A 22211-nucleotide genomic window follows, 5' to 3' on the forward strand; every position below is an offset into this window, starting at 1 on the left:
GCGCATCTCGCGGCCGCCCGGCTTTTCTTTGGCTCGATCAGTAGTTGATGGTGGTGCGCACGCCGAACACAGCGGCATTCTTCACGGTGGTCAGGCCGAACGGATCGTTCGGGTTCAGCACGCCGCCGCCCGGGTTCCAGATGTACTGGAAGTCGGGCTGGATGGTCCATCCGGGCATCACCTGCGCCGAATAGGTCACTTCCAGAACGGTCTCGCTGCTGCGGATGGGGTAGTAGCTGCCGTTGTAGATGCCGGTGTAGAAATCGGCCTGCTGGGCGGCATTCGTCACCCGCGCATTGCCGAAGGCGACGCCGAAGGCATCGTCCTCGCGCCCGGGGATCACGCCCTTGAAGGTGACGCCACCGTCCCAGTAGAAGCCGATCTGGTTCTGCGCGCTGGGCGCCGCGGTGACGCGGCCGAACACGCTGATGCCCTTGTCCTTCGTGCCGGGCATCCGCCAGATCATCTGGTCGATGATGGCGTAGAAGGCGTAGTCACCCTGGATCTGGTTCGGCAGGCCGATGGACGCCGGGTTCACGAGCGGCACGCCGAAGATGTCGTAGACCTGATCGTCGAACGAGTTGGAATTGTACCAGCCGCCGACCTTGATGGTGCCGGGCAGCCACGGGGCATTGTCCGCGCTGTTGTAGCTGTAGGCCACTTCGCCGATCAGGAAAACGCCCTCGTCAACGATGAAGTTCAGGCCATACTTGTTCTCTTCCTGGGGGTCGCCGCAGCAAGGCGCGGGATTGCCGTTGAAGAGGCCGAGCATGACGGTCCATTCGTCATTCGCCACCCACTTCAGCCGCACGCCGGGGGTCGCCAGCGGATAGGCCGGGCCGCTGCTGGGCAGATCGGCGGCGAACAGGGCCGGCCAGCCGAAGGTGGAGTTCAGGAACAGGCCGCCGTTCTCGCTGATGGCGAACTCCGAATCGGCGGAAAGCTGGCCGAAGCGGACGCTCGACTTGCCGTCGGCGAAGGTCTGCTCGATGTAGAGTTCGAACAGACGGGTGCTCGAGAGGGCGTCCACATTGCTGACGCCCATGATGTTGCCGAGATACTGGCCGGAGAAGCCCGAGCCCTGGATCTGCAGCGCGCTGACGTGGAAGGTCGCGCCTTTCCAGTTGAACAGCTTTTCGAGATCGGCATCGAGCGAGAACTGGAAGCGGCCGTTGTAGGCGGTGCCGGTGCCGAGGCCGCCGTCCACGTTGCGCCAGAGCTCGCCGATATAGTTCACGCCCACCTTGATGCCGGCCGCCTCCAGCTTGGGACGGTAGCCGCCCCAGTCTCCGAGCCATCCGAGTTGCGGGGCGATGGAGGGCTCCGCCTCCTCTTCCTCGGCCGCCGGTTCGGCGGGAGCCTTGGTGGCGACGTCGGCGGCGTGCGCCACATTCAGCAAGGGGGCGCCGAGCAGCGCACCAGCCGCGACACCGGCGAGAAGATAGCGGGCGAGAAGGGACCGGGTGCCCGGAAGGCTCCCGCGGCTACGGCGGGCGGCGGTCCGAAGCACGGTATCCAACATCTCGAAATCCCCCAGCAGGCAGGTGGTGCACAGACGCACAACAGCGGCCCGACCGCGACTGTGCGACTACCATTTTACAGCGCGACGCCTGAGGCTGACAAAGCCTGCAAATCGCCGCGAACAAGGCCGGATTGGGGGCATGCGGCCCCGCTTTGTCAATCTGCTGGGACCCTTATTGATATAGAATATCTCTAAACTAGCGGTATGGAAATGACGCCTCCCGCGCCTCTGTCCGGCAGAAAAACATCGACGGAATCTGTGCTTAGATCGCCGGATCGTGCTACCGACCACGCCCGCGCGCATCGTCACTGGCTACCTGCCAGCGATGGATCGGCGCAAGATGTGGTAAGTTTGCAACGCGCGATGGCCCGGTGCCGATAGGGCAAGAAAGAGGGGCGCCATGACCGACGCCACATTCCTGCTGATCATCAATTGCGCCATCGGCCTCACCTTCGCGGCGGCGTTCCTGGGCACGAGCTGGCGCTCCTCCATCAGGCTCGGCCGCTGGTGCGCTGCCGCCTTTGTCTGCGCCGCCGCCACCGTGACCATCGAGGCGCTGGCGCGGGAGCTTCCCTCCGTCCGGCTCGCATCGACCCTGTCGTTCGGCTCTCTTCTAACCGCGCTGTTCCTCATCGCGGCGGGGCTCGCGCGCCACTACCGGCCCGGTTCGTCGATCCGCTGGCTGAGTCTGGCAACGCTCGCCGCGGTAGCGTTCACGGCGCTCTTTGGCGTCGACCTTCCACGCGGGGGCTGGGCGCAGGCGCTGACCTACCAATTGCCGTTCGCGGCCCTGACGACGCTCGCCGCCGGCACCGTCCTGCGACACGGGTCGCGACGCGCGGTGGATCTCGTGCTGGCCACCGTGCTGGGGCTCTGCGCGCTGCAGTTCGCGGCGAAGGCCGTGCTCATCCCCCTCCACGGGGCGGATAACGGCGTCCGCGATTATCTTTTCAGCTCCTATGCCCGATATTCGCAGACCGCCGGCAGCATCCTGTCGCTCATGCTCGGGGTGGCGCTGCTGGCCCTCGTGGTGAGGGAGGTCATCGCCGAGGCGACCGGCCGGCTGGAGCGGGACGGCCTCTCGGGCGTCCTCACCCGCAGCGCTTTCCTCGAGCGCGCGGAGCGTCTGGTCGATGCCGCACCACCCGGAACGCACGTGGGCCTGCTCATGTGCGACCTCGATCATTTCAAGTCGATCAACGATCGCTTCGGCCATCCGTCGGGCGATGAGGTGATCCGGCGGTTCGGCGCGCTGCTCGCCGCCTGCGCGGGTCCGCGGGATCTGTGCGGCCGCATCGGCGGCGAGGAATTCTGCCTGCTGATGCCCGCCGCCGATGCCGATGCCCTCGCCCGCGTCGCCGCGCGGCTGCGGACCGGAGCGGAGGAGATGCGCTTCCCCTGGCTGCCCGACGGGCAGCGCATCACGGCCAGCCTCGGCGGCACGCTGGTCGCGGCCCGCGAGCCCCTCGCCTCCGCCATCCGCCGCGCGGACGTCGCCCTCTACCAGGCCAAGGCGGGCGGCCGGAACCGCTATCACAAGGCGGAGCGCCCCGCCTCCAGCGACGCCGCGCGGGCGAGGAGCCGTTTGGCCGAGAGATAGAACGGCACCTCGATGAGCAGGTCGCCGAGCCGCGCCCGGTCCTGCCCGGCGGCGCGGGCCGCCTCGAAGGCCGCGACGACCGCTTCCGCCTCGGTGATGTCGGTTGCGGAAGGGGTCATCACCGCGTTGATGAGCGCGATATGGCCCGGCTCCACGGCGCTCTTGGCGCTGTAGCCGAGCGCCCGGCCGGCGCGGGCATCGGCTTCGCAGCCTTCCGGATCCGCGAAGGTGTAGGGGCAATCGATAGAGAGCACCTTCGCCGCCCGCGCCTCCAGATGCAGCCTCTGGCGCGCATAGGCGAGTTCCACGGCTGCCCGGCTGCGCGGCGCGTCGAGGTCTTCCGCCAGATCCTCCGTCGAACAGAGCACGGCCGTCACGCGTGGGCTGGCGGTGGCGATGGCATAGGTCTGCATGATGCCGCGGGCGGTCTCGATGTTGGGCACGATCTCGATGGCGCCCGGCGGCAGGCCGAGCCTCGCCTCGTGGCGGGTGATTTCCGCGTCCAGCGCCACGACCTGAGCGGGCTCGGCGATCTTCGGCAGGTGGACGGCGTCCGGCCGCCCTTCGATGACGCCCGCGAGGTCGGCGAGGCCGTCGCCCTCCAAGGGGTTGATGCGGACGCAGGCGACGATGCCGGCCGCGCGCCACGCCGCCATGACTCCGGCCGAGAGGGAGCGCGCCTCGGCCCGCAATTCCGGCGGCGTGAAATCCTCCAGTTCCTGAATCAGCGCATCCGCACCGCAAGTGGTCGCCGCCATCAGCGCGCCCTTGTCGCCACCCGGCGCGAACAGCCAGCTGCGCCGGAGCGCCGGCGGCCGGCGCGCGCCCGTCTGGGCGGGGGTCTTCTCTTTTGTCGCCGACATCGCTCGTCCTCTCCCGAAGCGGCGAGATGAGCCGGAACGCGGGGGGCGCACAAGAGGCAAGGGAGCACGCGGTCACGCCCCGGGATGCGGACCCTTCAGCTTGGCGGCCAGGAAATCGACGAAGACGCGCACGCGGGCCGGCGTGTTCGCGCCGCCCACGAACACCGCGTGGATGCTCTCCCGGTCCTGCGGGTTGAACGCCTCCAGCAGCGGCACCAGCGTGCCGCTCGGAAATTCGCCGCGCGCATGGGCCTCGTCGATGTGGAAATTGCCGACGCGGGTGATGCCGACGCCCTGGGCGGCGAGTTGCACCAGCGTCTCGCCGTTGTTGGCGGTGATGTTGCCCTTCACCTCCAGCATGTAGTCGCGCCCCTCCTCCCGGAACGGCCAGCCGGGCTCGATGCGGCGGAAGCTGAAATCGAGGCAATTGTGGTGGGCGAGGTCCGCCGGCACGCGGGGCGTGCCGTGACGGGCGAGATAGGACGGCGCGGCGAGGACGGTGCGCCCCGTTTCGCCGAGGCGGCGGGCGGTCAGCGGGCTGTCGGCGAGGGGGCCGAAGCGGATGGCCACGTCCACCCGCCCGCCGAGCACGTCGGCCACCTCGTCGCTCAGCTCCATCTCCACCTCGATGTCCGGATAGCGCGCGACGAACTCCCCGAGCAGGGGCACGATGACGAGGCGCCCGTGGGCCATGGCGGCGCTGACGCGGATGCGCCCGCGCGGATTGGCCCGGTCGGCGAGCGCGGCTTCCGTCTCGTCGATGTCGGCGAGGATGCGCCGGGCGGCGCGGGCATAGGCCTCCCCCTCCTCGGTGAGGCGCAACTGGCGGGTGGTCCGCACCATCAGGCGCACGCCCAGGCGCGCCTCGATACGCGCGAGGATGCGGCTCACCGCCGAGGGGGTCAGCCCCAGCTCGCGGGCCGCGCCGGAGAGGCTCCCCGCGCACGCGACCTTGAGGAAGGCGGCCATCTCTCCGGTCCGGTCGGGGCGGTCCATTCGTGACTCCGGCGCACAGATGCTGGTCTCGGATGCTCTCTATTGCTGCACTGCAATGTCAACCATATTCGGCGCAACACGATTTGCCCCGGAGTTCCTCCCATGAAGATCAACCTGCCGCTGCTGGCGCTGGCCATCGGCGCCTTTGGCATCGGCGTCACAGAATTCTCGCCCATGGGGATGCTGCCGATCATCGCCACCGATCTCGGCGTTTCCATTCCCGCCGCCGGCCTGCTGGTGAGCGCCTATGCCTTCGGCGTGCTGGTGACGGCGCCCATCATGACGCTGGCCTTCTCCAGCATGCCACGCCGCCGGCTGCTGGTGCTCTCCATGGGCATCTTCACCGTGGGCAACCTCATCTCCGCCTTTGCGGACGGCTACTGGATGCTGCTCGCCGGCCGCATTGTCACCTCCTTCAATCACGGTGCCTTCTTCGGCGTCGGCGCGGTGGTTGCGGCGAGCGTGGTGCCGGCGGACAAGCGCGCCGGGGCCGTCGCCGCCATGTTCTCGGGCCTCACCATCGCCACCATCGGCGGCGTGCCGCTGGCGGCCTTCGTGGGCGAGACCATCGGCTGGCGTGCGGCCTTTTTCGGCATCGCCGTCATCGGCGCCGTCGCCATGCTGGCGGTGCGCCTCTCCCTGCCGCCGCTGGAGGTGCAAGGCGAGAGCGACATGCGCTCGGAACTCAAGGTGCTGATGCGCGGCCCGGTGCTCGCCGCGCTGCTGCTGACGGTGGTCAGCTCCAGCGCCATGTTCACCGTCTTCACCTATATCGCGCCGATCCTTCAGGTGGAGACCGGCGCCGCATCCGGCTTCGTCACCGCCATGCTGGTGGTCTACGGGCTGGGCCTCGCGCTCGGCAACTGGCTGGGCGGGCGCTTCGCCGACCGCTCGCTGGACGGCACGCTCATCGGCTCGCTGGCGGCGGTGGCGGTGCTGCTGGTCCTGTTCGTGCCGGGCATGAGCTCGCACATCGCCACGGTGCCGCTGGTCTTCCTGTGGGGCATCGCAAGCTTCGCCCTCGTGCCGCCGCTCCAGATGCGGGTGGTGCACGAGGCGGCGGAGGCGCCGCACCTCGCCTCGGCAATGAATATCGGTGCCTTCAACCTCGGCAACGCGCTGGGCGCGGCGCTGGGCGGCGCGGTGATCGACGCGGGCCTCGGCTATCCCGCCGTCTCCCTCGCCGGAGCGGCCACCGCCCTCGCCGGCCTCGCCTTCACGCTCCTGCTGCGGCGCAGCCGCCAGCGCCTGAAGGCCGCGACGGCCTGCGGCTGACGGCCCGCGATCCGGCTGCACGGCGTCGACTTGGGAAGGCGCGAGGGGTGGCGGATTTCCGCCGCCCCTTCCTGTGAACCGGCGGATTTTCGCCCGCCTCTCTTCGCGATGCCCTAAGAAACCAGCATCATCACAACGCATTAAGTAAGTCTGGCGCAGGCCGCATGGCTGGCATGCGCGGTGCAATGGATGGCGCATTCGAACCGGCACCAATGCCGGGCTCCTGGGAGAAGCGCCATGCTTAAACGACTTCGCATCACCGCCACCCTTGTGTCCGCCGTTCTGATGTCCGCCGTTGCGGCGGGCGCGGCCACAGCGCAGGAAACCGTGCGGGTGGGCAACCTCAAGCTCGCCCATTTCGCCGGCGTCTCCTACATGAAGGAGATCGCGCCGAGCTGCGGCATCGCCATCGATCTCAAGCTCTTTCCCAAGGGGCCGGACGTGATGCAGGCGATCCTCGCCGGCGAGCTGGACGTGGGCGCCACCGCCTCCGAGGCGGCGATCTCCGGCCGTGGCAATGGCGCGCCCATCTATATCGTCGGCGGCTTCGCCAGCGGCGGCGCGCGGCTTCTGGCGACCCCCGACAGCGGCATCAAGGCCGTGCCCGACATGAAGGGCAAGCGCGTCGGCGTTACACGCGGCTCCATCCAGGAAGTGCTGCTGGCTGCCGAACTCGGCAAGAACGGCATGTCCGCCAAGGACATCACCATCGTCTATCTCGGCTATCCCGACCTCAACCAGGCGCTCTTGCAGAAGCAGGTGGACGCCATCATGCAGACCGAGCCGCAGTCGGCGCAGGCCATCGCCCGCGGCTTCGGCGTGGAGGTGCTGAAGCCTTACGATACGCCCATCGGCTCGCCCATCCGCACGCTGGTGATGAGCGAGAAGTTCTACAAGGAGCGTCCCGAGACGGCGAAGAAGCTGATGGATTGCTTCGTGAAGGCGCAGAAGATCTTCATGAACGATCCCAAGGCCGCCGAGAAGTTCGTGACGCAGGACGTGTTCAAGGGCCAGCTCACCGGCGAGGAGTTCCAGGAAGCCCTCGCCAACTCGCCCTACTCCCTCGAGATGAGCGCCGACCACATCCAGAAGACCACGGACGTGATGGCGAAGTACGGCGTCGGGAAGATGTCCGCGCCCGCCAAGGCCGAGGACTGGGTGAAGCTCGACCTGCTCAATGCCGCCAAGGCGTCCAACGGCATCAAGTGAGGGCGGCAAAATGAACATCTCGCGCTTCAAGGCGCTCGGCGAGGGGCTGCTCGTACCCGTCGGTGTGCTCCTCATCTGGCAGATTGCCTGCTCGGCGGGCTGGGTAAACCCCATGGTGCTCCCCTCCCCCGCCGCCGTCGCGGCGCGCTGGTGGAGCTACCTCGCCCCGCTCGAACCGTTCAACCCGGCGACCGAAAGCCGGATCGCCTGGATCTTCTCCGGCGAATTGCTGCATGATTCCCTCGCCAGCCTCTCGCGGGTGGTGATGGGCTTTGCGGTCGGCGCAGGCCTCGCGCTGCCGCTCGGGCTGTTCATGGGCACGAGCGATTCCGTCTATCGCTTCGTCAATCCGCTGATGCAGGTGCTGCGGCCCATCCCGCCCATCGCCTACATCCCGCTCTCCATCCTGTGGTTCGGCCTCGGCAACGCCCCGGCGGTGTTCCTCATCGCCATCGGCGCCTTCTTCCCGGTGCTGATGAACACCATCGCCGGCGTGCGGCACGTGGACAGCATCTATATTCGCGCCGCCCGCAGCCTCGGGGCGAGCCGCCTCACCATCTTCCGGCGGGTGATCCTGCCGGCGGCGACGCCCTACATCCTGTCCGGCGCGCGCATCGGCATCGGCACCGCCTTCATCGTGGTGATCGTGGCCGAGATGATCGCGGTCAACAACGGCCTCGGCTTCCGCATTCTGGAGGCGCGCGAATACTTCTGGTCGGACAAGATCATCGCGGGAATGCTGACGATCGGCCTCATCGGCCTCGCCATCGATCTCCTCGTCAGCCGCCTGAACAATCATCTGCTGCGCTGGCATCGCGGCCTGGAATCCTGAGGAACGCCATGCCCCTCGCAACGCCAATGGCTGTCATGCCTTCCGCCTCTGCCGCTGCCCTCGCGCACGCGGCCTCCCCCCACATTGTCGTCTCCGGGGTCGACAAGCGCTTCGTCGTTCCCGGCGGCGAGATCGTTGCCCTGAAGGACATCGACCTCACCATCAATGAGGGCGAGTTCGTCTGCCTGCTCGGCCCCTCGGGCTGCGGCAAGTCCACCTTGCTCAACGCCATCGCCGGCTTCTCGGCCCCGACCCGCGGCACGATCACGGTGGACGGCCGCGCGGTGAAGGATCCGGGGCCGGATCGGGGCATGGTGTTTCAGGAATACGCCCTGTTCCCGTGGATGACGGTGGCGCAGAACATCGCCTTCGGCCTCGAGATCAAGGGCATGAGCCGCGCCGAGATCGAGCCGAAGGTGAGCGAGCTGCTCGCCATGCTGAAGCTCACTGAGTTCCGCGACCGCTTCCCGAAGGACCTTTCCGGCGGCATGCGCCAGCGCGTGGCCATCGCCCGCGTTCTGGCGCTCGACAGCCCGGTGATGCTGATGGACGAGCCGTTCGGCGCGCTCGACGCCCTCACCCGCCGCTCGCTGCAGGACGAACTCATCCGCATCTGGTCGGCGACGGGCAAGACCATTGTCTTCGTGACCCACTCCATCGAGGAGTCCATCTATCTGGCGGACCGCATCGTCGTGCTCACCTACCGGCCGGGCACCATCAAGCGGGACATCAAGGTGGACCTGCCACGCCCGCGGGATTCGGCCTCCACCGCGTTCAACGAGCTGAAGCGGGAGCTGTCCGCCCTCGTCACCGCCGAGCAGCACCGGTTCGAGGAGGTCGAGGTCAAAGGCTTGACCACCGACTGAGGGCGGACCAGCATCCGGCCCTTGTGGCCGGGCCTCGCGTGGCCCGGCCACACCACCTTGAGGACAGGCGATTTCCATGCGCCCCAACCGCACCACGGTCCTTGGCGCCGTGCTGGCCGTTGTGCTGGCTGCGGCTGCGGTGTTCGCCGTTTTCGAGGCCGGCGAGATGGCGGAGGCGCGGGTGGGCGAGCGCCTCGCCTCGGATGCGCGGCACCGGGCGGAGATTTATGCCCAGAGCCTCGAAGGCGCCATCGAGCGGTTCGGTTACCTGCCCGCCGCCGCTGCCCTTGATGACAACGTGAAGCGCCTTCTTGCCGCCCCTGCCGATGCCGAGCAGGCAGCGCGGGTGAATGCCTATCTCGAAACGCTGAACCGCGCTGCCGGCGGCACGGTGCTCTATCTGCTGGCCCCCGGCGGCATGACCATCGCGGCCTCCAACTGGAACACGCCGGAAACCTATGTGGGAACCGATTTCAGCTATCGCCCCTATTTCACCGAGGCCATGGAAGGCCGCACCGGCCGCTTCTATGCGGTGGGCACGCTCACCGGCGTGCCGGGCTATTTCATCAGCGCTCCGGTGATGGTGGACGGCAAGGTCGCGGGCGTGGTGGCCACCAAGGTCAATCTCGACCCACTGGAAGCGGTGTGGCACGAGGCGGCCGATACCGTGCTGGTGGCGGACGAGCACGGCATCGTCTTCCTCGCCTCGGACCCGAAGTTCAAGTTCCGCGCGCTCCGGCCCATCGACGCCACCGCCGCCGCCGAGATGGCCCGCACCCGCCAGTATGGCCACAAGTCCTATCCTCTGCTCCGCATGGGAAAAGGGGAGGACGAAGGCGGCCTCAGGGTGCTGTCGGGCTCGGACATCAGCCCCTCCGGCCGCGTCATCCGCGACGAGAAGGATTTGCCCATCTACGACTGGCGGCTGCTGCTGTTCACGGATGCCGCTCCGGTGGTGCTGGCCGGTCGCTCCGCGCGCATCGGCATGACGCTGGCCTTGGTCATCCTCGGCCTTGTCGGCCTCTATTGGCGCCAGCACCTCAAGCGCGCGCGGGAAAGTCTCGCCGCCCAGGCGGCGCTGGCCGCCGCCCATCGCGAGCTGGAGGGCAAGGTGGTGGAACGCACTGCGGACCTTTCCGCCGCCAACACCCGCCTCGCCGCCGAGATCGAGGAGCGCCGCCGCGCCGAGACTGAGCTGCGCGCCGCGCAGGACGAGCTGGTACAGGCCGCCAAGATGGCGACCCTCGGCCAGATGGCGGCCGGCGTGACCCACGAGCTGAACCAGCCCCTCACCGCGCTCCGGGCGCTGGCCGACAACACCGCCAAGCTGCTCCAGCACGGCCGCGAGGAGGATGCGGAGGCGAACCTCGCCCGCATCGCGGCGCTGGTGGACCGCCTCGGCAAGATCACCGGCCAGTTGCGCGCCTTCGCCCGCCGCACCTCCAGCGAGAAGGGGCCGGTGGATGCCGCCACTGTGCTGGCGGAAAGCCTCGCCATCCTCGCCCCACGCCTTCGGGCATCGGGCGCGCGCGTCGTCAGCGCACTGGACCCCGACGCCACGCAGGTGATGTTCGAGCCCATCCGCCTCAGCCAGGTGCTGGTGAACCTCGTGGGCAATGCGCTCGACGCGGTGAAGGGGCGCCCGGGCGCTCTGGTCCGCATCGTCTCCCATCGCGAAGGCGGCCGCATCGTCCTCACGGTGGAGGACAACGGGCCGGGGCTTTCGGACGGCGCGGCGGAGCGCATCTTCGATCCCTTCTTCACCACCAAGCCGGCGGGCGAGGGGCTGGGGCTCGGCCTGCCCATCTCGCTCGCCATCGCCCGCGATTTCGGCGCAACCCTCGCCGCCCGCACCCGCGCAGAAGGTGGCACCGCGTTCGATCTCGTGATGGACGCGGCCGAGGCCGAAGCGCCCCTTACCCTGTCTGCGGAGCCGCTGCGCCATGTTTCCTGAACGCGCCATCTCCGCCGAGGCCGAGGCCCCCCGCCACGCCAGCCGCCCCCGCGTGCTGCTGGTGGACGACGAGGAGATGATCCGCATCTCCATCGAGCAGACGCTGGACCTCGCCGGCATCGACGTGACCGCCTTCGCCAGCGCGGAGGCCGCCTTGCCCGCCATCGGCCGGGATTATCCCGGCATCGTGGTCACCGACGTGCGCCTGCCCGCGCGCGATGGGCTGGAGCTTCTGGCGGATATCCGCCGCCGCGATCCGGAGCTGCCGGTGGTGCTCATCACCGGCCATGGCGACGTGGCCATGGCGGTCAGCGCCATGCGCGAAGGCGCCTACGACTTCATCGAGAAGCCGTTCGTGAGCGACGCCTTCGTGGAGGTGGTGAAGCGCGCGCTGGAAAAGCGCGCCCTCGTGCTGGAAAACCGGCGCCTGCGCACCGCGCTCGACCGGGGCGATGCCATCGAGCGGCATCTCGTGGGGCAGTCCGCGGCCATGCGGCGACTTCGCGACGACATCGCACAGCTCGCCTCCACCAGCGCCGACGTGCTGGTGCTGGGCGAAACCGGCGCCGGCAAGGAGCAGGTCGCCCGCGCTTTGCACGAAGGCGGCGTCCGGCGCGACAAGCCGTTCGTGGCGGTCAATTGCGGCGCCATTCCCGAGAGCATGTTCGAGAGCGAGATGTTCGGCCACGAGGCCGGCGCCTTCACCGGGGCCGGCAAGCGGCGCATCGGCAAGATCGAGCACGCCTCCGGCGGCACGCTCTTCCTCGACGAGGTGGAAAGCATGCCCCTCGCCATGCAGGTGAAGCTGCTGCGGGTGCTGCAGGACCGGCGCATCGAGCGCCTCGGTTCCAACACGCCGGTGCCGGTGGATCTGCGCGTCATCGCCGCCACCAAGGAAGACCTCGGCGCGCTCGCCGATGCCGGCCGATTCCGGAAAGACCTGTTCTTCCGCCTCGACGTGGTGAAGCTCTCCCTCCCGCCCCTGCGCGAGCGGCGGGAGGACATCCCGCTTCTCTTCGAGCTATTCCTGGTGCAGGCGGCAGTGAAGTATCAGCGGCCGGTGGTGGAGGTTCCGCCCTCGCTGCGGCGCGCGCTGATGCTGGCGGACTGGCCGGGCAATGTGCGCGAGCTGAAGAATGCCGCCGAGCGCCATATGCTGGGCTTCCTCGCGCCCGATTTCACCGGCGGCGCGGCCGCCGCGCCGAGCCTCAACGAACTGCTGGACCGGGTGGAACGCCTCGTCATCGAGGATGCGCTGAAAGCCTCCGGCCACCGCGTCTCCGCCGCCGCCCTCGCCCTCAACATCCCCCGTAAGACCCTGCACGACCGTATGAAGCGGCTCGGCCTCGCCTCCACCGACTGACCTTTCCGGACCCTCCATGACCCTGACCGCCGCCCCCGCCGAGGCCCTCCTCTGGCCGCCCCTCGTCATCGCCAACGCCCCCAACGGCGCCACCCGCACCAAGGCGGACCACCCGGCCTTGCCCATGACCGCGGCGGAGCTGGCGCGCAACGCGGCCGAGATCGTCGAGGCGGGCGCCGCCCTCATCCACATCCATGTGCGCGACGGCGAGGGGCGGCACCTTCTCGATGTGGAGGCCTACCGCGACGCCACCGCCGCCATCCGCCGGGAGGTGGGCGACCGGCTGGTGGTGCAGGCGACCTCCGAGGCGGCGGGGCGCTACACCGCGTCGGAGCAGATCGCCGTGGTGCGCGCGCTACGGCCAGAGGCGGTCTCCCTCGCCTTGCGGGAGATCATCCCGGACGACGCGCATGAAGCCGCCGCCGCCGAGTTCTTTGCCTGGCTGCGGCGCGAGCGCATCTTGGTGCAGATCATCCTTTATTCGGTGGAGGAGGTGCATCGCTATCAGGCGCTGAAGGGGCGCGGCCTGCTGGGCGAGGGCGAGGATTTCCCGCTGTTCGTGCTCGGCCGCTACACCAGCGGACAGGTCTCGACGCCGGCCGATCTCGTGCCCTTCCTCGCCGCCGGTACGCCGCCGCGGCTGTGGGCCATGTGCGCGTTCGGGCCGAAGGAGAACGCCTGCGCCACCGTCGCCGCCGGCCTCGGCGGGCATGTGCGCGTGGGCTTCGAGAACAATCTCTTCGCGCCGGACGGCACCCGCGCCGAACACAATGCCGCGCAAGTGCGGCGCGCGGCGGATGGCGCGCGGCTCCTCAACCGACCGCTCGCCACGGCCGACACCCTGCGCGGGCTCTACGCCGGCGCGTGAGGCGTCCGCGCCGGCGACGACGGTGCCGGCTTTGCCCGATACGCATGTTCTTCAGGCGAGCCGGAATCCACTTTGCTGGAAAATGCTTTAGAACGGCGGTGCTTCTCTCGCCGGGCGTGCCGCAGACATGGATGAGTCCACCGTGATCACCTGGGCGCTGTTCGCCGCCCATTTGAGCCTTCAGATCATCTTCATCGTCCGCGCCCTGCTCCGGCCGCACCGCGAGCCCTCCTCGCGCATGGCCTGGGTGCTGGTGATCGCGCTGGCGCCGGTGGTGGGCGTCGTCGCCTACATCCTGTTCGGCGAGGTGAACCTCGGGCGAAAGGCGGTGGAGCAATTGCGCGCCGCGGTGGCGGAGCTGCCGCCGGCCGAGGGCGTCGCCGGTCCTTCTGCGGAAGCGCAGATCGCCGAGCGCCACGTCCCGCTGTTCCGCGTCGGCCAGTCGGTGAACCATTTTCTGCCGGTGGGGGGAAACCGGGCCGAGCTGCTGCCGGATTCCGCCTCCGCCATCGCCTCCATGGTCAAGGACATCGATGCCGCCCGCTCGAGCGTCCATGTGCTCTTCTACATCTGGCTCGACGACGCCAGCGGGCGCTCCGTGATGGAGGCGCTGAAGCGCGCGGCGGGACGCGGCGTCGTCTGCCGGGCCATGGCGGACGATCTCGGCTCCCGCGCGCTCATCCACTCGCCCCTGTGGCGCGACATGGCAGCGGCGGGCGTGCGGCTCGCCAGGGCCCTGCCCATCGGCAACCCGCTGCTGCGCCCGTTCAAGGGGCGCATCGACATGCGCAACCACCGCAAGATCGTGGTGATCGACAATGCCATCACCTACTGCGGCAGCCAGAACTGCGCCGACGCCGCCTTCGCGGTGAAGGCGAAGTTCGCGCCCTGGGTGGATGTGATGGCCCGCTTCGAAGGCCCGGTGGTGCGGCAGAACCAGCATCTGTTCGCCAGCAACTGGATGGCGCAGGTGGAGGAAGACCTCGCCCCGCTCTTCGCCGAGCCCCTGCCGGCGCCGCAGCCCGGCTTCGTGGCGCAGGTTATCGGCTCGGGTGCCGGGGTGCGCTATTCGGCCATGCCGGAGACGTTCGTGGCGCTGATGAATGCGGCGCGGGGCGAACTCGTCATCACCACGCCCTATTACGTGCCGGACGAGCCCCTCCAGGCGGCCCTGTGCGCCGCGGCCCGGCGCGGGGTTTCGACCACCATCGTGTTCCCGAAGCGCAACGACAGCTGGATCGTCGCCGCCGCCAGCCGCAGCTATTACAGCGACCTGCTCGAGGCGGGGGTGAATATCCACGAGTACGTCGGCGGCCTGCTGCACGCCAAGACCCTGACCCTCGACGGCGAAGTGACCCTGATCGGCTCGGCCAACATCGATCGCCGCAGCTTCGAGCTGAATGCGGAAAACAACATCCTCCTGTGCGATGCCGCCTTCACCCGCGCCATGCGGGCGCGCCAGCAGGTTTTCCTCGACGCGGCGACGCCGGTGACGCGGGACGACGCCGACGCCTTCAGCGCCCCGCGCCGCCTGTGGAACAACACCATCGCCATGCTGGGACCGGTGCTGTAGACGGCTGCCGCCGGCGCAGACGCCCAATTATTGGGCATAACGACCGCATTCAAAGCAGATCGGACGAGGCCTGCCGTCCGGCGTGAGCCGCGACGATTTTCTTCATGGCCTCAATGAATTGGCGCTGCTCCTCGGGCGCCAGCATCTCCACCGTCAGCGCGTGGGCGCGGCGCGCGGCGGCCTCCATCTCCTCCAGCATGCGGCGGCCCTCATCGGTCAGCGAGCAGCTCTGCGAGCGCCGGTCGGTGGCCGAGGTGCCGCGCCGCACCAGTCCCCGCGCCTCAAGGCGCTTCAAGGCTCCGGTGGTGGTGGTGCGGTCCAGCGCGACGATGCGCGAGAGCGTGGTCTGATCCGCCTCCGCCCGATCCGCGAGGGCCGACAGGAGGCTGTACTGCACCGGCGTTACGCCGAACGGGGCACACAGCTCAGAAAACAGGCTGACATGGATCTGATGCACCCGGCGCGCGAGGAAGCCGGGGCGGTCGGATAGCGGCCAGTCCATGTCCACGACGTTTTCGGGTTCCACATTGGAGCCCTTTGAATTTTCACGCGATCCCGTCACGTCCCTGCCCCTCCGACCGCCAATCCGGCCCGTCGAAATTGATCCAGATCAAATTCTGGCACGCGCCCTGCATAATGGGAATACGAAGCATGCTTCGCTTTTCCAATCCGGCCCAAACGGCCGCGCATGCATGGACGGAGACCCTGATGGCTGAACCCGCCGGCTACGATATCCTCCTCAAGGGCGGACATGTCATCTGCCCCGCCAACGACATCGACGGCATCCGCGACGTGGCGGTGCGCGATGGGCGCATCGCGGCCGTCGAGGAGACGATCCTCCCCTCCAGCGCCACCGAGACCATCGATGTCTCCGGCAAGCTGGTGCTGCCGGGCATGATCGACACCCACGGCCACGTCTATCAATATGTCACCGGCCGCTTCGGCCTGAACCCGGACATGGTGGGCGTGCATTCCGGCGTCACCACCGTGATCGACCAGGGCGGCCCCTCCTGCATGACGCTGCCGGGCTTCCGCAAGTTCATCGCCGAGCCCTCCGAGACGCGCATCTACGCGTTCCTCTCCGCCTATCTCGTGGGCGGCCTCGAAGGCCATTACTACCCCAACCTCTACAGCCCGGACTGCGTGGACATCGAAGCCACCGTGCGCTCCGCCATCGCCAATCGCGACCTCGTGCGCGGCATCAAGGGCCATGCGGAGATCGGCGGCTTCGCCCGCTGGGGCATCAAGGTGATGGAGATGGCGGCGGAGATCGCCCGCCGTGCCGAAGTGCCGCTTTACGTCCACTTCGGCACCCTCTGGGGCCTGCCGGAGAGCGGCGCCAACGGCGAGGACGCCGACACCATCCTGGAGCGCGTCATCCCCCTGCTGAAGGAAGGCGACGTGCTCGCCCATCCCTTCACCCGCCATCCCGGCGGCTTTGTGAACCAGCAGGGCGAGGTCCACCATGTCATCCAGGCGGCGCTCGATCGTGGCCTGAAGGTGGACGTGGGCCATGGCAGCCACTTCTCCTATCGCCTCGCGAAGAAGGCCATCGCCGCCGGCGTCGTGCCGCACACGCTGGGCGCCGACATGCACGGCTACAACACCCATGTCCCCGCCCCCGCCGGCACGCCGGAGGAGCACTATGACGACGAGAACCACCCCTTCAAGGGCCAGGCCCGCTTCAGCCTCACCCAGGCCATGAGCTCCATGATGGCGCTCGGCCTGTCGCTGCAGGACGTGGTGCCCATGGTCACCATCAACCCGGCGAAGATGATCGGCCTCACCGACCGGGTGGGCTCGCTCACGGTGGGCTACGCCGCCGACATCTCGGTGCTGGACGACAATCGCGGCCGCTTCCTGCTGCGCGACAACGAGGACACCAAGGTGGTGGCCGAGCGGCTGCTCACCCCCGCCTTCTGCCTGCGCGCCGGCAAGAAGTTCGACGCCGACGCCGTCATCCTGCCCCGGGCGGTGGCGGCGTGAGCCCGGCATCCGCAGCCGTTCGGCCGGCCCCGCAAGAGGTCTGGGACACCCTGTCCCAGGCCGAGCGGGATGCCGCCTACAACAACAATGCCGCGGTGAAGGACAGCGCGGCATGGGTCGAGGCGCGCGACAAGGCGGCCCCGCTCTTCCGCGCTGCCACGCCCGCCCATCTGGACATTCCCTACGGCTCCGGCGCGCGGCAGAAGCTGGACATCTATCCCGGAAAGCCGGGCGCGCCCTGCCTCGTCTTCATCCATGGCGGCTATTGGCAGCGCAACACGCGCGAGGTCTTCGCCCATTATGCGGAGGGCCTCCTCGCCCACGGCTGGTCCGTGGCGATGCCCAGCTACACGCTGGCACCTGAGGCGCGCCTCGGCGCGATCGTCGCCGAGATGGGCGCGGCGCTCGACCTCATCGCGAAGGACGGCGCGCTGTATGGCCTCACCGGCCCGGTGGTTGTCTCCGGCTGGTCCGCTGGCGCGCAGCTGGCGGTGATGCAGCTGGACCATCCCGCCGTCGCCGCCGGCCTCGCCATCTCCGGCGTCTATGAGCTGGCGCCGCTGCGCGACACCTTCCTGAATGCCGCGCTGGATCTCTCGGACGCGGAAATCGCGGCCTGCTCGCCGCTGCGCCATGCGCCGTCGCCGAAGCCGCTGGCCATCGCCTACGGCACGGCGGAAGTGCCCGCGCTGGTGCATGATTCCCGCGCGCTGGCGGCAAAGCGGGTGGCCGCCCACGCGCCCGGCGCGCTGCTGCCCATCCTCGGTGCCGACCATTTCTCCATCCTCGACGAATTGCGCCGCCCCGACGGCCTTCTGGTGCGCGCCGCGCTCGACCTGATGGCGGGAGCGCACGCATGAGCGAGCCTGGCACGAAAGAGGGCGTCGGCGCCCGGCTTCCCCGCAAGGAAGACGACCGGCTGATGCGCGGGCGCGGCCAGTTCATCGCCGACATTCGTCTGGCGGGAATGCAGGATGTCGCCTTCGTGCGCAGCCCGCTGGCGCACGCGCGCATCCGCGCCATCCATGTGCCGGAAGATCTGAAGGGCCGCGTCTTCACCGCCGCCGATCTCGACGGGGTGAAGCCCATCCGCGCCGTCTCCGGCCTGCCCGGCTTCAAGGTGTCGGAGCAGCCCGTGCTCGCCACCGGCAAGGTGCGGCAGGTGGGCGAGCTCATCGCCATGTGCGTCGCCGACACCCGCGCCGAGGCCGAGGACATGGCCGCCCGCGTGGAACTCGACCTGGAAGAGCTGCCCGCCCTCCACGACATGCTGGCCGCCCGCAAGCCCGGCGCGGCGCTGGTGCACGAGCATTGGGGCGACAACGTCTTTCTCGAAAGCCTCGTGAACATCAATATCGAGGCCGCCTTCGACGCGCCGGTGAAGATTTCGCGCACCATCTCCACCGCGCGCCAGTGCATGGCGCCCATCGAGGGGCGCGGCACGGTGGTGCATTTCGATCACCGCTCAGACCAGCTGGTGGTGCACACCGCCAGCCAGATGCCGCACATCGTGCGCTCGGGCCTCTCCGAATGCCTGGGGTTGGAAGAGGGGCAGGTCCGCATCATCTCCCCGGACGTGGGCGGCGGCTTCGGCTACAAGGCCATCCTGCTCAGCGAGGACGTCTGCCTTGGCTGGCTCGCACGCAAGATCGGCCGGCCCGTGCGCTGGCTGGAGGACCGCCGCGAGCATTTGACCGCCAGCGCGAACTGCCGCGAGCACCATTACGAGATCACGCTCTATGCCGAGCGCGACGGCACGCTGCGCGGCATCGATTGCGAGGCCAGCGTGGATAGCGGCGCCTATTCCGCCTATCCCTTCTCCGCGTGCCTCGAAGCCGCGCAGGTGGCGAGCATCCTGCCCGGCCCCTATGATTTCCCCGCCTATCGCTGCCGCACCTGGTCGGTGGCCACCAACAAGTGCCCGATCCTGCCCTATCGCGGGGTGGCGCGGACCGGCGTGTGCTTCGCGCTGGAAGTGGCGCTGGATGCGCTGGCGGCCGAACTCGGCCTCGCCCCGGAAGTGGTTCGGCTGAAGAACCTCGTGCGGCCGGAGCAGATGCCGTTCGACAACATCACCAACAAGCATTTCGACAGCGGCGATTATCCCGAGGCGCTGCGGCAGGCGCTGGACGCCATCAAGGCCGATGCGGTGCGCACGCGCCAGCAGGCGGGGGAGCCGGACGGCCGCCGCATCGGCCTTGGCCTCTCCATCTATTGCGAGCAGGCGGCGCACGGCACCTCGGTCTATTCCGGCTGGGGCATCCCCATGGTGCCCGGCCACGAGCAGGCCGGCGCGCGCCTCACTCCCGATGGCGGGCTGGAACTGCGCATCGGCGCCCATTCCCACGGCCAGGGGCTGGAGACGACGCTGGCGCAGGTCGCCCACGAAATCCTCGGAATGCCGGTCGCCCGCACCCGCCTTGTTCATGGCGACACGGCCATGACGCCCTATTCCACCGGCAGCTGGGGCTCGCGCGTGATGGTGATGGCCGGCGGCGCGGTGGCGACCGCCTGCACTGAGCTTGCCGAGCGCATCCGCCGCATCGGCGCCCACATGCTGCAGGCGCGGCCGGACGAGGTGCGGCTGGAGGGCGGCCGCGTGGTCGGCCCCTCGGGCGACGTGACCATCCAGCAGGTGGCGCACACCTGGTATCGACGCCCGCAGGACCTGCCGGCGGACGTGGACCCGCATGGCCTCGAAGTCACCGCCGGCTACAAGCCGGTGCGCGACAGCGGCACCTTCAGCTACGCGGCCCATGCGGTGGTCGTCGCGGTGGACCCGGACCTCGGCGAGGTGGAGATCCTCGACTACGCCATCGTGGAAGACGGCGGCACGCTGGTGAATCCCATGGTCGTGGACGGCCAGATCATCGGCGGCCTCGCCCAGGGCATCGGCACCGCGCTCTATGAGGAGATGGCGTTCGACGCCTCCGGCCAGCCGCTCGCCTCGACGCTGGCGGATTATCTTTTGCCCGGCGCCCCGGAAGTGCCCATGCCCTTCATCGGCCACATGGAAACGCCCTCGCCCTATACCAAGTTCGGCGTGAAGGGCATCGGCGAGGGCGGGGCCATCGCGCCGCCCGCCGCCATCGCCAACGCCATCAACGATGCGCTCCGGCCCCTCGGCGCCGAAATGCTGCGCTCCCCCGTGACGCCCCGGCGCATCGTGGAGCAGGTGCTGGCGATGCGCGCCGGCGAAAGGAGCGCGGCATGAAGCCCGCCCCCTTCCGCATCGAGCGCCCGCACACCATCGCCGACGCTGTCGCGCTGCTCGTCTCCGGCGGGGACGGCGCGAAGGTGATGGCCGGCGGCCAGTCCCTTGGCCCCATGCTCAATCTGCGCCTCGCGACGCCCGAGCTGATCGTCGATCTCTCCGGGATCGACGATCTTCGCACCGTGCGCGAAGAGGCCGGGCACATGGTCTATGGCGCCCTCGTCACCCACGCCGATGTGGAGGACAGCCGCGCCCCGGACGTGGGCCAAAATATCTTGCGCCGCGTGGCCGGTGGCATCGCCTATCGCGCGGTGCGAAATCGCGGCACCATGGGCGGCAGCCTATCCCACGCCGATCCCGCCGCCGACTGGGTGAATGCCTTGTCCGTGCTCGGCGCTGAGGTGGAGATCGCGGGACCATCCGGCCCGCGCCGCCTCGCCATGGGCGCCTTCCTCGCCGGGGCGCTCGCCACGGCGCTGGAGCCAGGCGAAATCCTCGTTTCCGTGCGGGTGCCGAAGGTGCCTGCCACCGCCCGCTTCGGCTATGTGAAGCACTGCCGCAAGGTGGGTGAATTCGCCCACGCCATCGGCGCCGTGCTGATCGATCCCGCCGCCGGCACCGGCCGCGCGCTGATGGGCGCCATCGACGCGCCGCCGCTCGTCTTCGCTGATGCCGCGCCGCTGTTTGGCGGCCGCATCGATGCCGGCTTCTCCACGCGCTTCGACGCCTCCACCGCCGACGCGGCCCTTACCGCAGCCGGCATGACGGACGCGGTGGACCGCCATGTCCACGTCGAAGTGCTGCGCCGCGCCGTCGCCCAGGCCGCCAGCCTCTTCACCGACACGCGGAGCGCCGCATGACCGCTTCGCCAAGGCCCGAGACCCTCGCCATGGGCGCGTCCCGCATGATCTCGCTGACCCTCAACGGCCGCCCCGTGACGGCCGAGGCCGAGGGGCGCACCAACCTCGCCGATTTCGTGCGCGACACGCTGAACCTCACCGGCACGCACCTCGGCTGCGAGCACGGCGTGTGCGGCGCCTGCACCATCCTCGTGGATGGCGAGCCGGCCCGCGCCTGCCTCTCCTTCGCCGGTGCCTGCCAGGGGGCAGATGTTGTCACCATCGAGGGGCTGGACGACGATCCCGTCACCACTGAATTGCGCTCGGCCTTCAATCGCGAGCATGCGCTCCAGTGCGGCTTCTGCACGCCGGGCATGCTGGTGTCCGCGCGCGACCTCGTGCTGCGCCTGCCGGAGGCGGACGAGACGCGCATCCGCCTCGGCCTCGCCGGCAATCTCTGCCGCTGCACCGGCTATGCGGGCATCGTGAAGGCGGTGGCCTCCGTCATCGCCGCCCGGCGGGCGCAGGGCATCGGCCCGATGACCACCGAGCGCCGCCTCGGCCCGGTGGGCGCGCGGACGGGCGGCGCGGTTTCCGCCGCGCTGCCAGCGAGCGTTGCCATCACGGCAGGGCCGTCCTCCGTCACCACCTCCCTCGCCGACGATTTCACCCCCGCCCACAGCTTCGAGCAGAGCTTCGAGGTGCCCTTCCCACCGGCCGAGGTGTTCGCTTTCTTCGGCCACATCGAGGAAGTGGCGGCCTGCCTGCCCGGCGCGGTCATCGATGCCATGCCCTCGCCGGACAACGTGCAGGGCGGCATGCGGGTGAAGCTCGGCCCCATCGCCACCACCTTCCGCGGCGGCGCCCGCATCGGCCGCGACGAGGCGATGAAGAGCGGCACCATCCATGGCGCGGGGGCGGACGGGCGTTCGCGCACGGAGGGCATCATCCGCTATCGCGTCACGGACGGGGCGGCGCCCGGCTCCGCCCGCGTCGCGCTGGATGTGGGCTACACGCTGAAGGGGCCGCTTGCCCAGTTCGGCCGGCCGGGACTCGTGCGCGAGGTGGCGGGCCGCCTCATCGCCGAATTCGCGGCGAACCTCGAAGCCCGCCTTTCCGGCACCGCGCCGCCGCCCGTAGAGGCGCGCGGCCTCGACCCGCTCAAGCTTCTCTTCTCGCTCGTTTCCGATCGCCTCGGCCGCCTGTGGCGCCGTGGCGGCCCTTCCTCTTGACCCTGACTGCCCTTCGAGA

The 22211-nt window shown here is 69.2% G+C and carries 18 protein-coding genes; 14 read left to right on the forward strand and 4 right to left on the reverse strand.

What is annotated here, in order from left to right; genetic code table 11:
• Positions 1 to 37: 37 nt before the first annotated feature.
• Entirely contained in the window at positions 38 to 1522 is a 1485-nt protein-coding gene (locus tag V5F63_RS17325) for a carbohydrate porin (RefSeq protein ID WP_394100766.1), read from the reverse strand.
• A gap of 400 nt (positions 1523 to 1922) precedes the next feature.
• On the opposite strand from V5F63_RS17325, the gene V5F63_RS17330 reads away from it, so the two are divergent.
• The gene (locus V5F63_RS17330; protein ID WP_394100765.1) at positions 1923 to 3122 is read left to right on the forward strand and encodes a GGDEF domain-containing protein; all 1200 of its coding nucleotides are present in this window, start codon (positions 1923 to 1925) and stop codon (positions 3120 to 3122) included.
• Here V5F63_RS17330 and V5F63_RS17335 read toward each other — a convergent pair.
• Positions 3056 to 3985 (reverse strand): HpcH/HpaI aldolase/citrate lyase family protein, encoded by a 930-nt coding sequence (locus V5F63_RS17335; protein ID WP_394100764.1) that lies wholly within the window; start codon positions 3983 to 3985, stop codon positions 3056 to 3058. The two genes, V5F63_RS17330 and V5F63_RS17335, sit on opposite strands and share 67 nt — an antisense overlap.
• Positions 3986 to 4057: 72 nt before the next feature.
• Positions 4058 to 4981, reverse strand: a complete 924-nt coding sequence (locus tag V5F63_RS17340) for a LysR family transcriptional regulator (protein ID WP_209484351.1) — start codon at positions 4979 to 4981, stop codon at positions 4058 to 4060.
• Between the two features lie 102 nt (positions 4982 to 5083).
• On the opposite strand from V5F63_RS17340, the gene V5F63_RS17345 reads away from it, so the two are divergent.
• From V5F63_RS17345 to cls, 8 genes are all read left to right on the forward strand, one after another.
• Positions 5084 to 6256 carry an MFS transporter gene (locus tag V5F63_RS17345; protein ID WP_394100763.1) on the forward strand — a complete coding sequence of 391 codons (1173 nt, stop codon included), beginning with the start codon at positions 5084 to 5086 and terminating at the stop codon, positions 6254 to 6256.
• A gap of 237 nt (positions 6257 to 6493) precedes the next feature.
• The gene (locus V5F63_RS17350; protein ID WP_209484354.1) at positions 6494 to 7465 is read left to right on the forward strand and encodes an ABC transporter substrate-binding protein; all 972 of its coding nucleotides are present in this window, start codon (positions 6494 to 6496) and stop codon (positions 7463 to 7465) included.
• A 10-nt stretch (positions 7466 to 7475) separates the two neighbouring features.
• Positions 7476 to 8297: an ABC transporter permease gene (locus V5F63_RS17355; protein WP_394100762.1), complete on the forward strand. Its 822-nt coding sequence runs from the start codon at positions 7476 to 7478 to the stop codon at positions 8295 to 8297.
• 26 nt (positions 8298 to 8323) lie between these two features.
• Positions 8324 to 9163 (forward strand): ABC transporter ATP-binding protein, encoded by an 840-nt coding sequence (locus V5F63_RS17360; protein ID WP_394028249.1) that lies wholly within the window; start codon positions 8324 to 8326, stop codon positions 9161 to 9163.
• Between the two features lie 76 nt (positions 9164 to 9239).
• Positions 9240 to 11117 carry a sensor histidine kinase gene (locus V5F63_RS17365; RefSeq protein WP_394100761.1) on the forward strand — a complete coding sequence of 626 codons (1878 nt, stop codon included), beginning with the start codon at positions 9240 to 9242 and terminating at the stop codon, positions 11115 to 11117.
• Positions 11107 to 12480 carry a sigma-54-dependent transcriptional regulator gene (locus V5F63_RS17370; protein ID WP_394100760.1) on the forward strand — a complete coding sequence of 458 codons (1374 nt, stop codon included), beginning with the start codon at positions 11107 to 11109 and terminating at the stop codon, positions 12478 to 12480. The genes V5F63_RS17365 and V5F63_RS17370 overlap by 11 nt, the downstream gene beginning before the upstream one ends.
• Positions 12481 to 12496: 16 nt before the next feature.
• Positions 12497 to 13348: a beta-keto acid cleavage family enzyme gene (locus V5F63_RS17375; protein WP_394100759.1), complete on the forward strand. Its 852-nt coding sequence runs from the start codon at positions 12497 to 12499 to the stop codon at positions 13346 to 13348.
• 127 nt (positions 13349 to 13475) lie between these two features.
• Positions 13476 to 14921: a cardiolipin synthase gene (gene cls / locus V5F63_RS17380; RefSeq protein ID WP_394100758.1), complete on the forward strand. Its 1446-nt coding sequence runs from the start codon at positions 13476 to 13478 to the stop codon at positions 14919 to 14921.
• Positions 14922 to 14970: 49 nt separating this feature from the next.
• Here cls and V5F63_RS17385 read toward each other — a convergent pair whose 3' ends face one another.
• On the reverse strand, positions 14971 to 15423 hold the full coding sequence (locus V5F63_RS17385; protein WP_209489841.1) for a MarR family winged helix-turn-helix transcriptional regulator: 453 nt from the start codon (positions 15421 to 15423) through the stop codon (positions 14971 to 14973).
• A gap of 206 nt (positions 15424 to 15629) precedes the next feature.
• On the opposite strand from V5F63_RS17385, the gene V5F63_RS17390 reads away from it, so the two are divergent.
• From V5F63_RS17390 to V5F63_RS17410, 5 genes are read left to right on the forward strand one after another with little or no spacing between them, the layout of a single operon-like run.
• Positions 15630 to 16907 carry an amidohydrolase/deacetylase family metallohydrolase gene (locus tag V5F63_RS17390; protein WP_394100757.1) on the forward strand — a complete coding sequence of 426 codons (1278 nt, stop codon included), beginning with the start codon at positions 15630 to 15632 and terminating at the stop codon, positions 16905 to 16907.
• Positions 16904 to 17767: an alpha/beta hydrolase gene (locus tag V5F63_RS17395; RefSeq protein ID WP_394028008.1), complete on the forward strand. Its 864-nt coding sequence runs from the start codon at positions 16904 to 16906 to the stop codon at positions 17765 to 17767. The genes V5F63_RS17390 and V5F63_RS17395 overlap by 4 nt, the downstream gene beginning before the upstream one ends.
• Positions 17764 to 20121 carry a xanthine dehydrogenase family protein molybdopterin-binding subunit gene (locus V5F63_RS17400; protein WP_394100756.1) on the forward strand — a complete coding sequence of 786 codons (2358 nt, stop codon included), beginning with the start codon at positions 17764 to 17766 and terminating at the stop codon, positions 20119 to 20121. The genes V5F63_RS17395 and V5F63_RS17400 overlap by 4 nt, the downstream gene beginning before the upstream one ends.
• Entirely contained in the window at positions 20118 to 20981 is an 864-nt protein-coding gene (locus V5F63_RS17405) for an FAD binding domain-containing protein (protein WP_394100755.1), read from the forward strand. The genes V5F63_RS17400 and V5F63_RS17405 overlap by 4 nt, the downstream gene beginning before the upstream one ends.
• Positions 20978 to 22192 carry a xanthine dehydrogenase family Fe-S subunit gene (locus V5F63_RS17410; protein ID WP_394100754.1) on the forward strand — a complete coding sequence of 405 codons (1215 nt, stop codon included), beginning with the start codon at positions 20978 to 20980 and terminating at the stop codon, positions 22190 to 22192. Before V5F63_RS17405 ends, V5F63_RS17410 begins: the two co-directional genes overlap by 4 nt.
• Positions 22193 to 22211: the final 19 nt, after the last annotated feature.

The sequence above is a fragment of the Xanthobacter wiegelii genome, assembly GCF_043193855.2.
Classification (GTDB): Bacteria; Pseudomonadota; Alphaproteobacteria; order Rhizobiales; family Xanthobacteraceae; genus Xanthobacter; species Xanthobacter flavus_A.

Coding starts and splice junctions, on each gene's coding strand:
- V5F63_RS17325 (WP_394100766.1), bottom strand. CDS start 1,522: ATGTTGGATACCGTGCTTCGGACCGCCGCCCGCCGTAGCCGCGGGAGC.
- V5F63_RS17330 (WP_394100765.1), top strand. CDS start 1,923: ATGACCGACGCCACATTCCTGCTGATCATCAATTGCGCCATCGGCCTC.
- V5F63_RS17335 (WP_394100764.1), bottom strand. CDS start 3,985: ATGTCGGCGACAAAAGAGAAGACCCCCGCCCAGACGGGCGCGCGCCGG.
- V5F63_RS17340 (WP_209484351.1), bottom strand. CDS start 4,981: ATGGACCGCCCCGACCGGACCGGAGAGATGGCCGCCTTCCTCAAGGTC.
- V5F63_RS17345 (WP_394100763.1), top strand. CDS start 5,084: ATGAAGATCAACCTGCCGCTGCTGGCGCTGGCCATCGGCGCCTTTGGC.
- V5F63_RS17350 (WP_209484354.1), top strand. CDS start 6,494: ATGCTTAAACGACTTCGCATCACCGCCACCCTTGTGTCCGCCGTTCTG.
- V5F63_RS17355 (WP_394100762.1), top strand. CDS start 7,476: ATGAACATCTCGCGCTTCAAGGCGCTCGGCGAGGGGCTGCTCGTACCC.
- V5F63_RS17360 (WP_394028249.1), top strand. CDS start 8,324: ATGGCTGTCATGCCTTCCGCCTCTGCCGCTGCCCTCGCGCACGCGGCC.
- V5F63_RS17365 (WP_394100761.1), top strand. CDS start 9,240: ATGCGCCCCAACCGCACCACGGTCCTTGGCGCCGTGCTGGCCGTTGTG.
- V5F63_RS17370 (WP_394100760.1), top strand. CDS start 11,107: ATGTTTCCTGAACGCGCCATCTCCGCCGAGGCCGAGGCCCCCCGCCAC.
- V5F63_RS17375 (WP_394100759.1), top strand. CDS start 12,497: ATGACCCTGACCGCCGCCCCCGCCGAGGCCCTCCTCTGGCCGCCCCTC.
- cls (WP_394100758.1), top strand. CDS start 13,476: ATGGATGAGTCCACCGTGATCACCTGGGCGCTGTTCGCCGCCCATTTG.
- V5F63_RS17385 (WP_209489841.1), bottom strand. CDS start 15,423: ATGGACTGGCCGCTATCCGACCGCCCCGGCTTCCTCGCGCGCCGGGTG.
- V5F63_RS17390 (WP_394100757.1), top strand. CDS start 15,630: ATGGCTGAACCCGCCGGCTACGATATCCTCCTCAAGGGCGGACATGTC.
- V5F63_RS17400 (WP_394100756.1), top strand. CDS start 17,764: ATGAGCGAGCCTGGCACGAAAGAGGGCGTCGGCGCCCGGCTTCCCCGC.
- V5F63_RS17405 (WP_394100755.1), top strand. CDS start 20,118: ATGAAGCCCGCCCCCTTCCGCATCGAGCGCCCGCACACCATCGCCGAC.
- V5F63_RS17410 (WP_394100754.1), top strand. CDS start 20,978: ATGACCGCTTCGCCAAGGCCCGAGACCCTCGCCATGGGCGCGTCCCGC.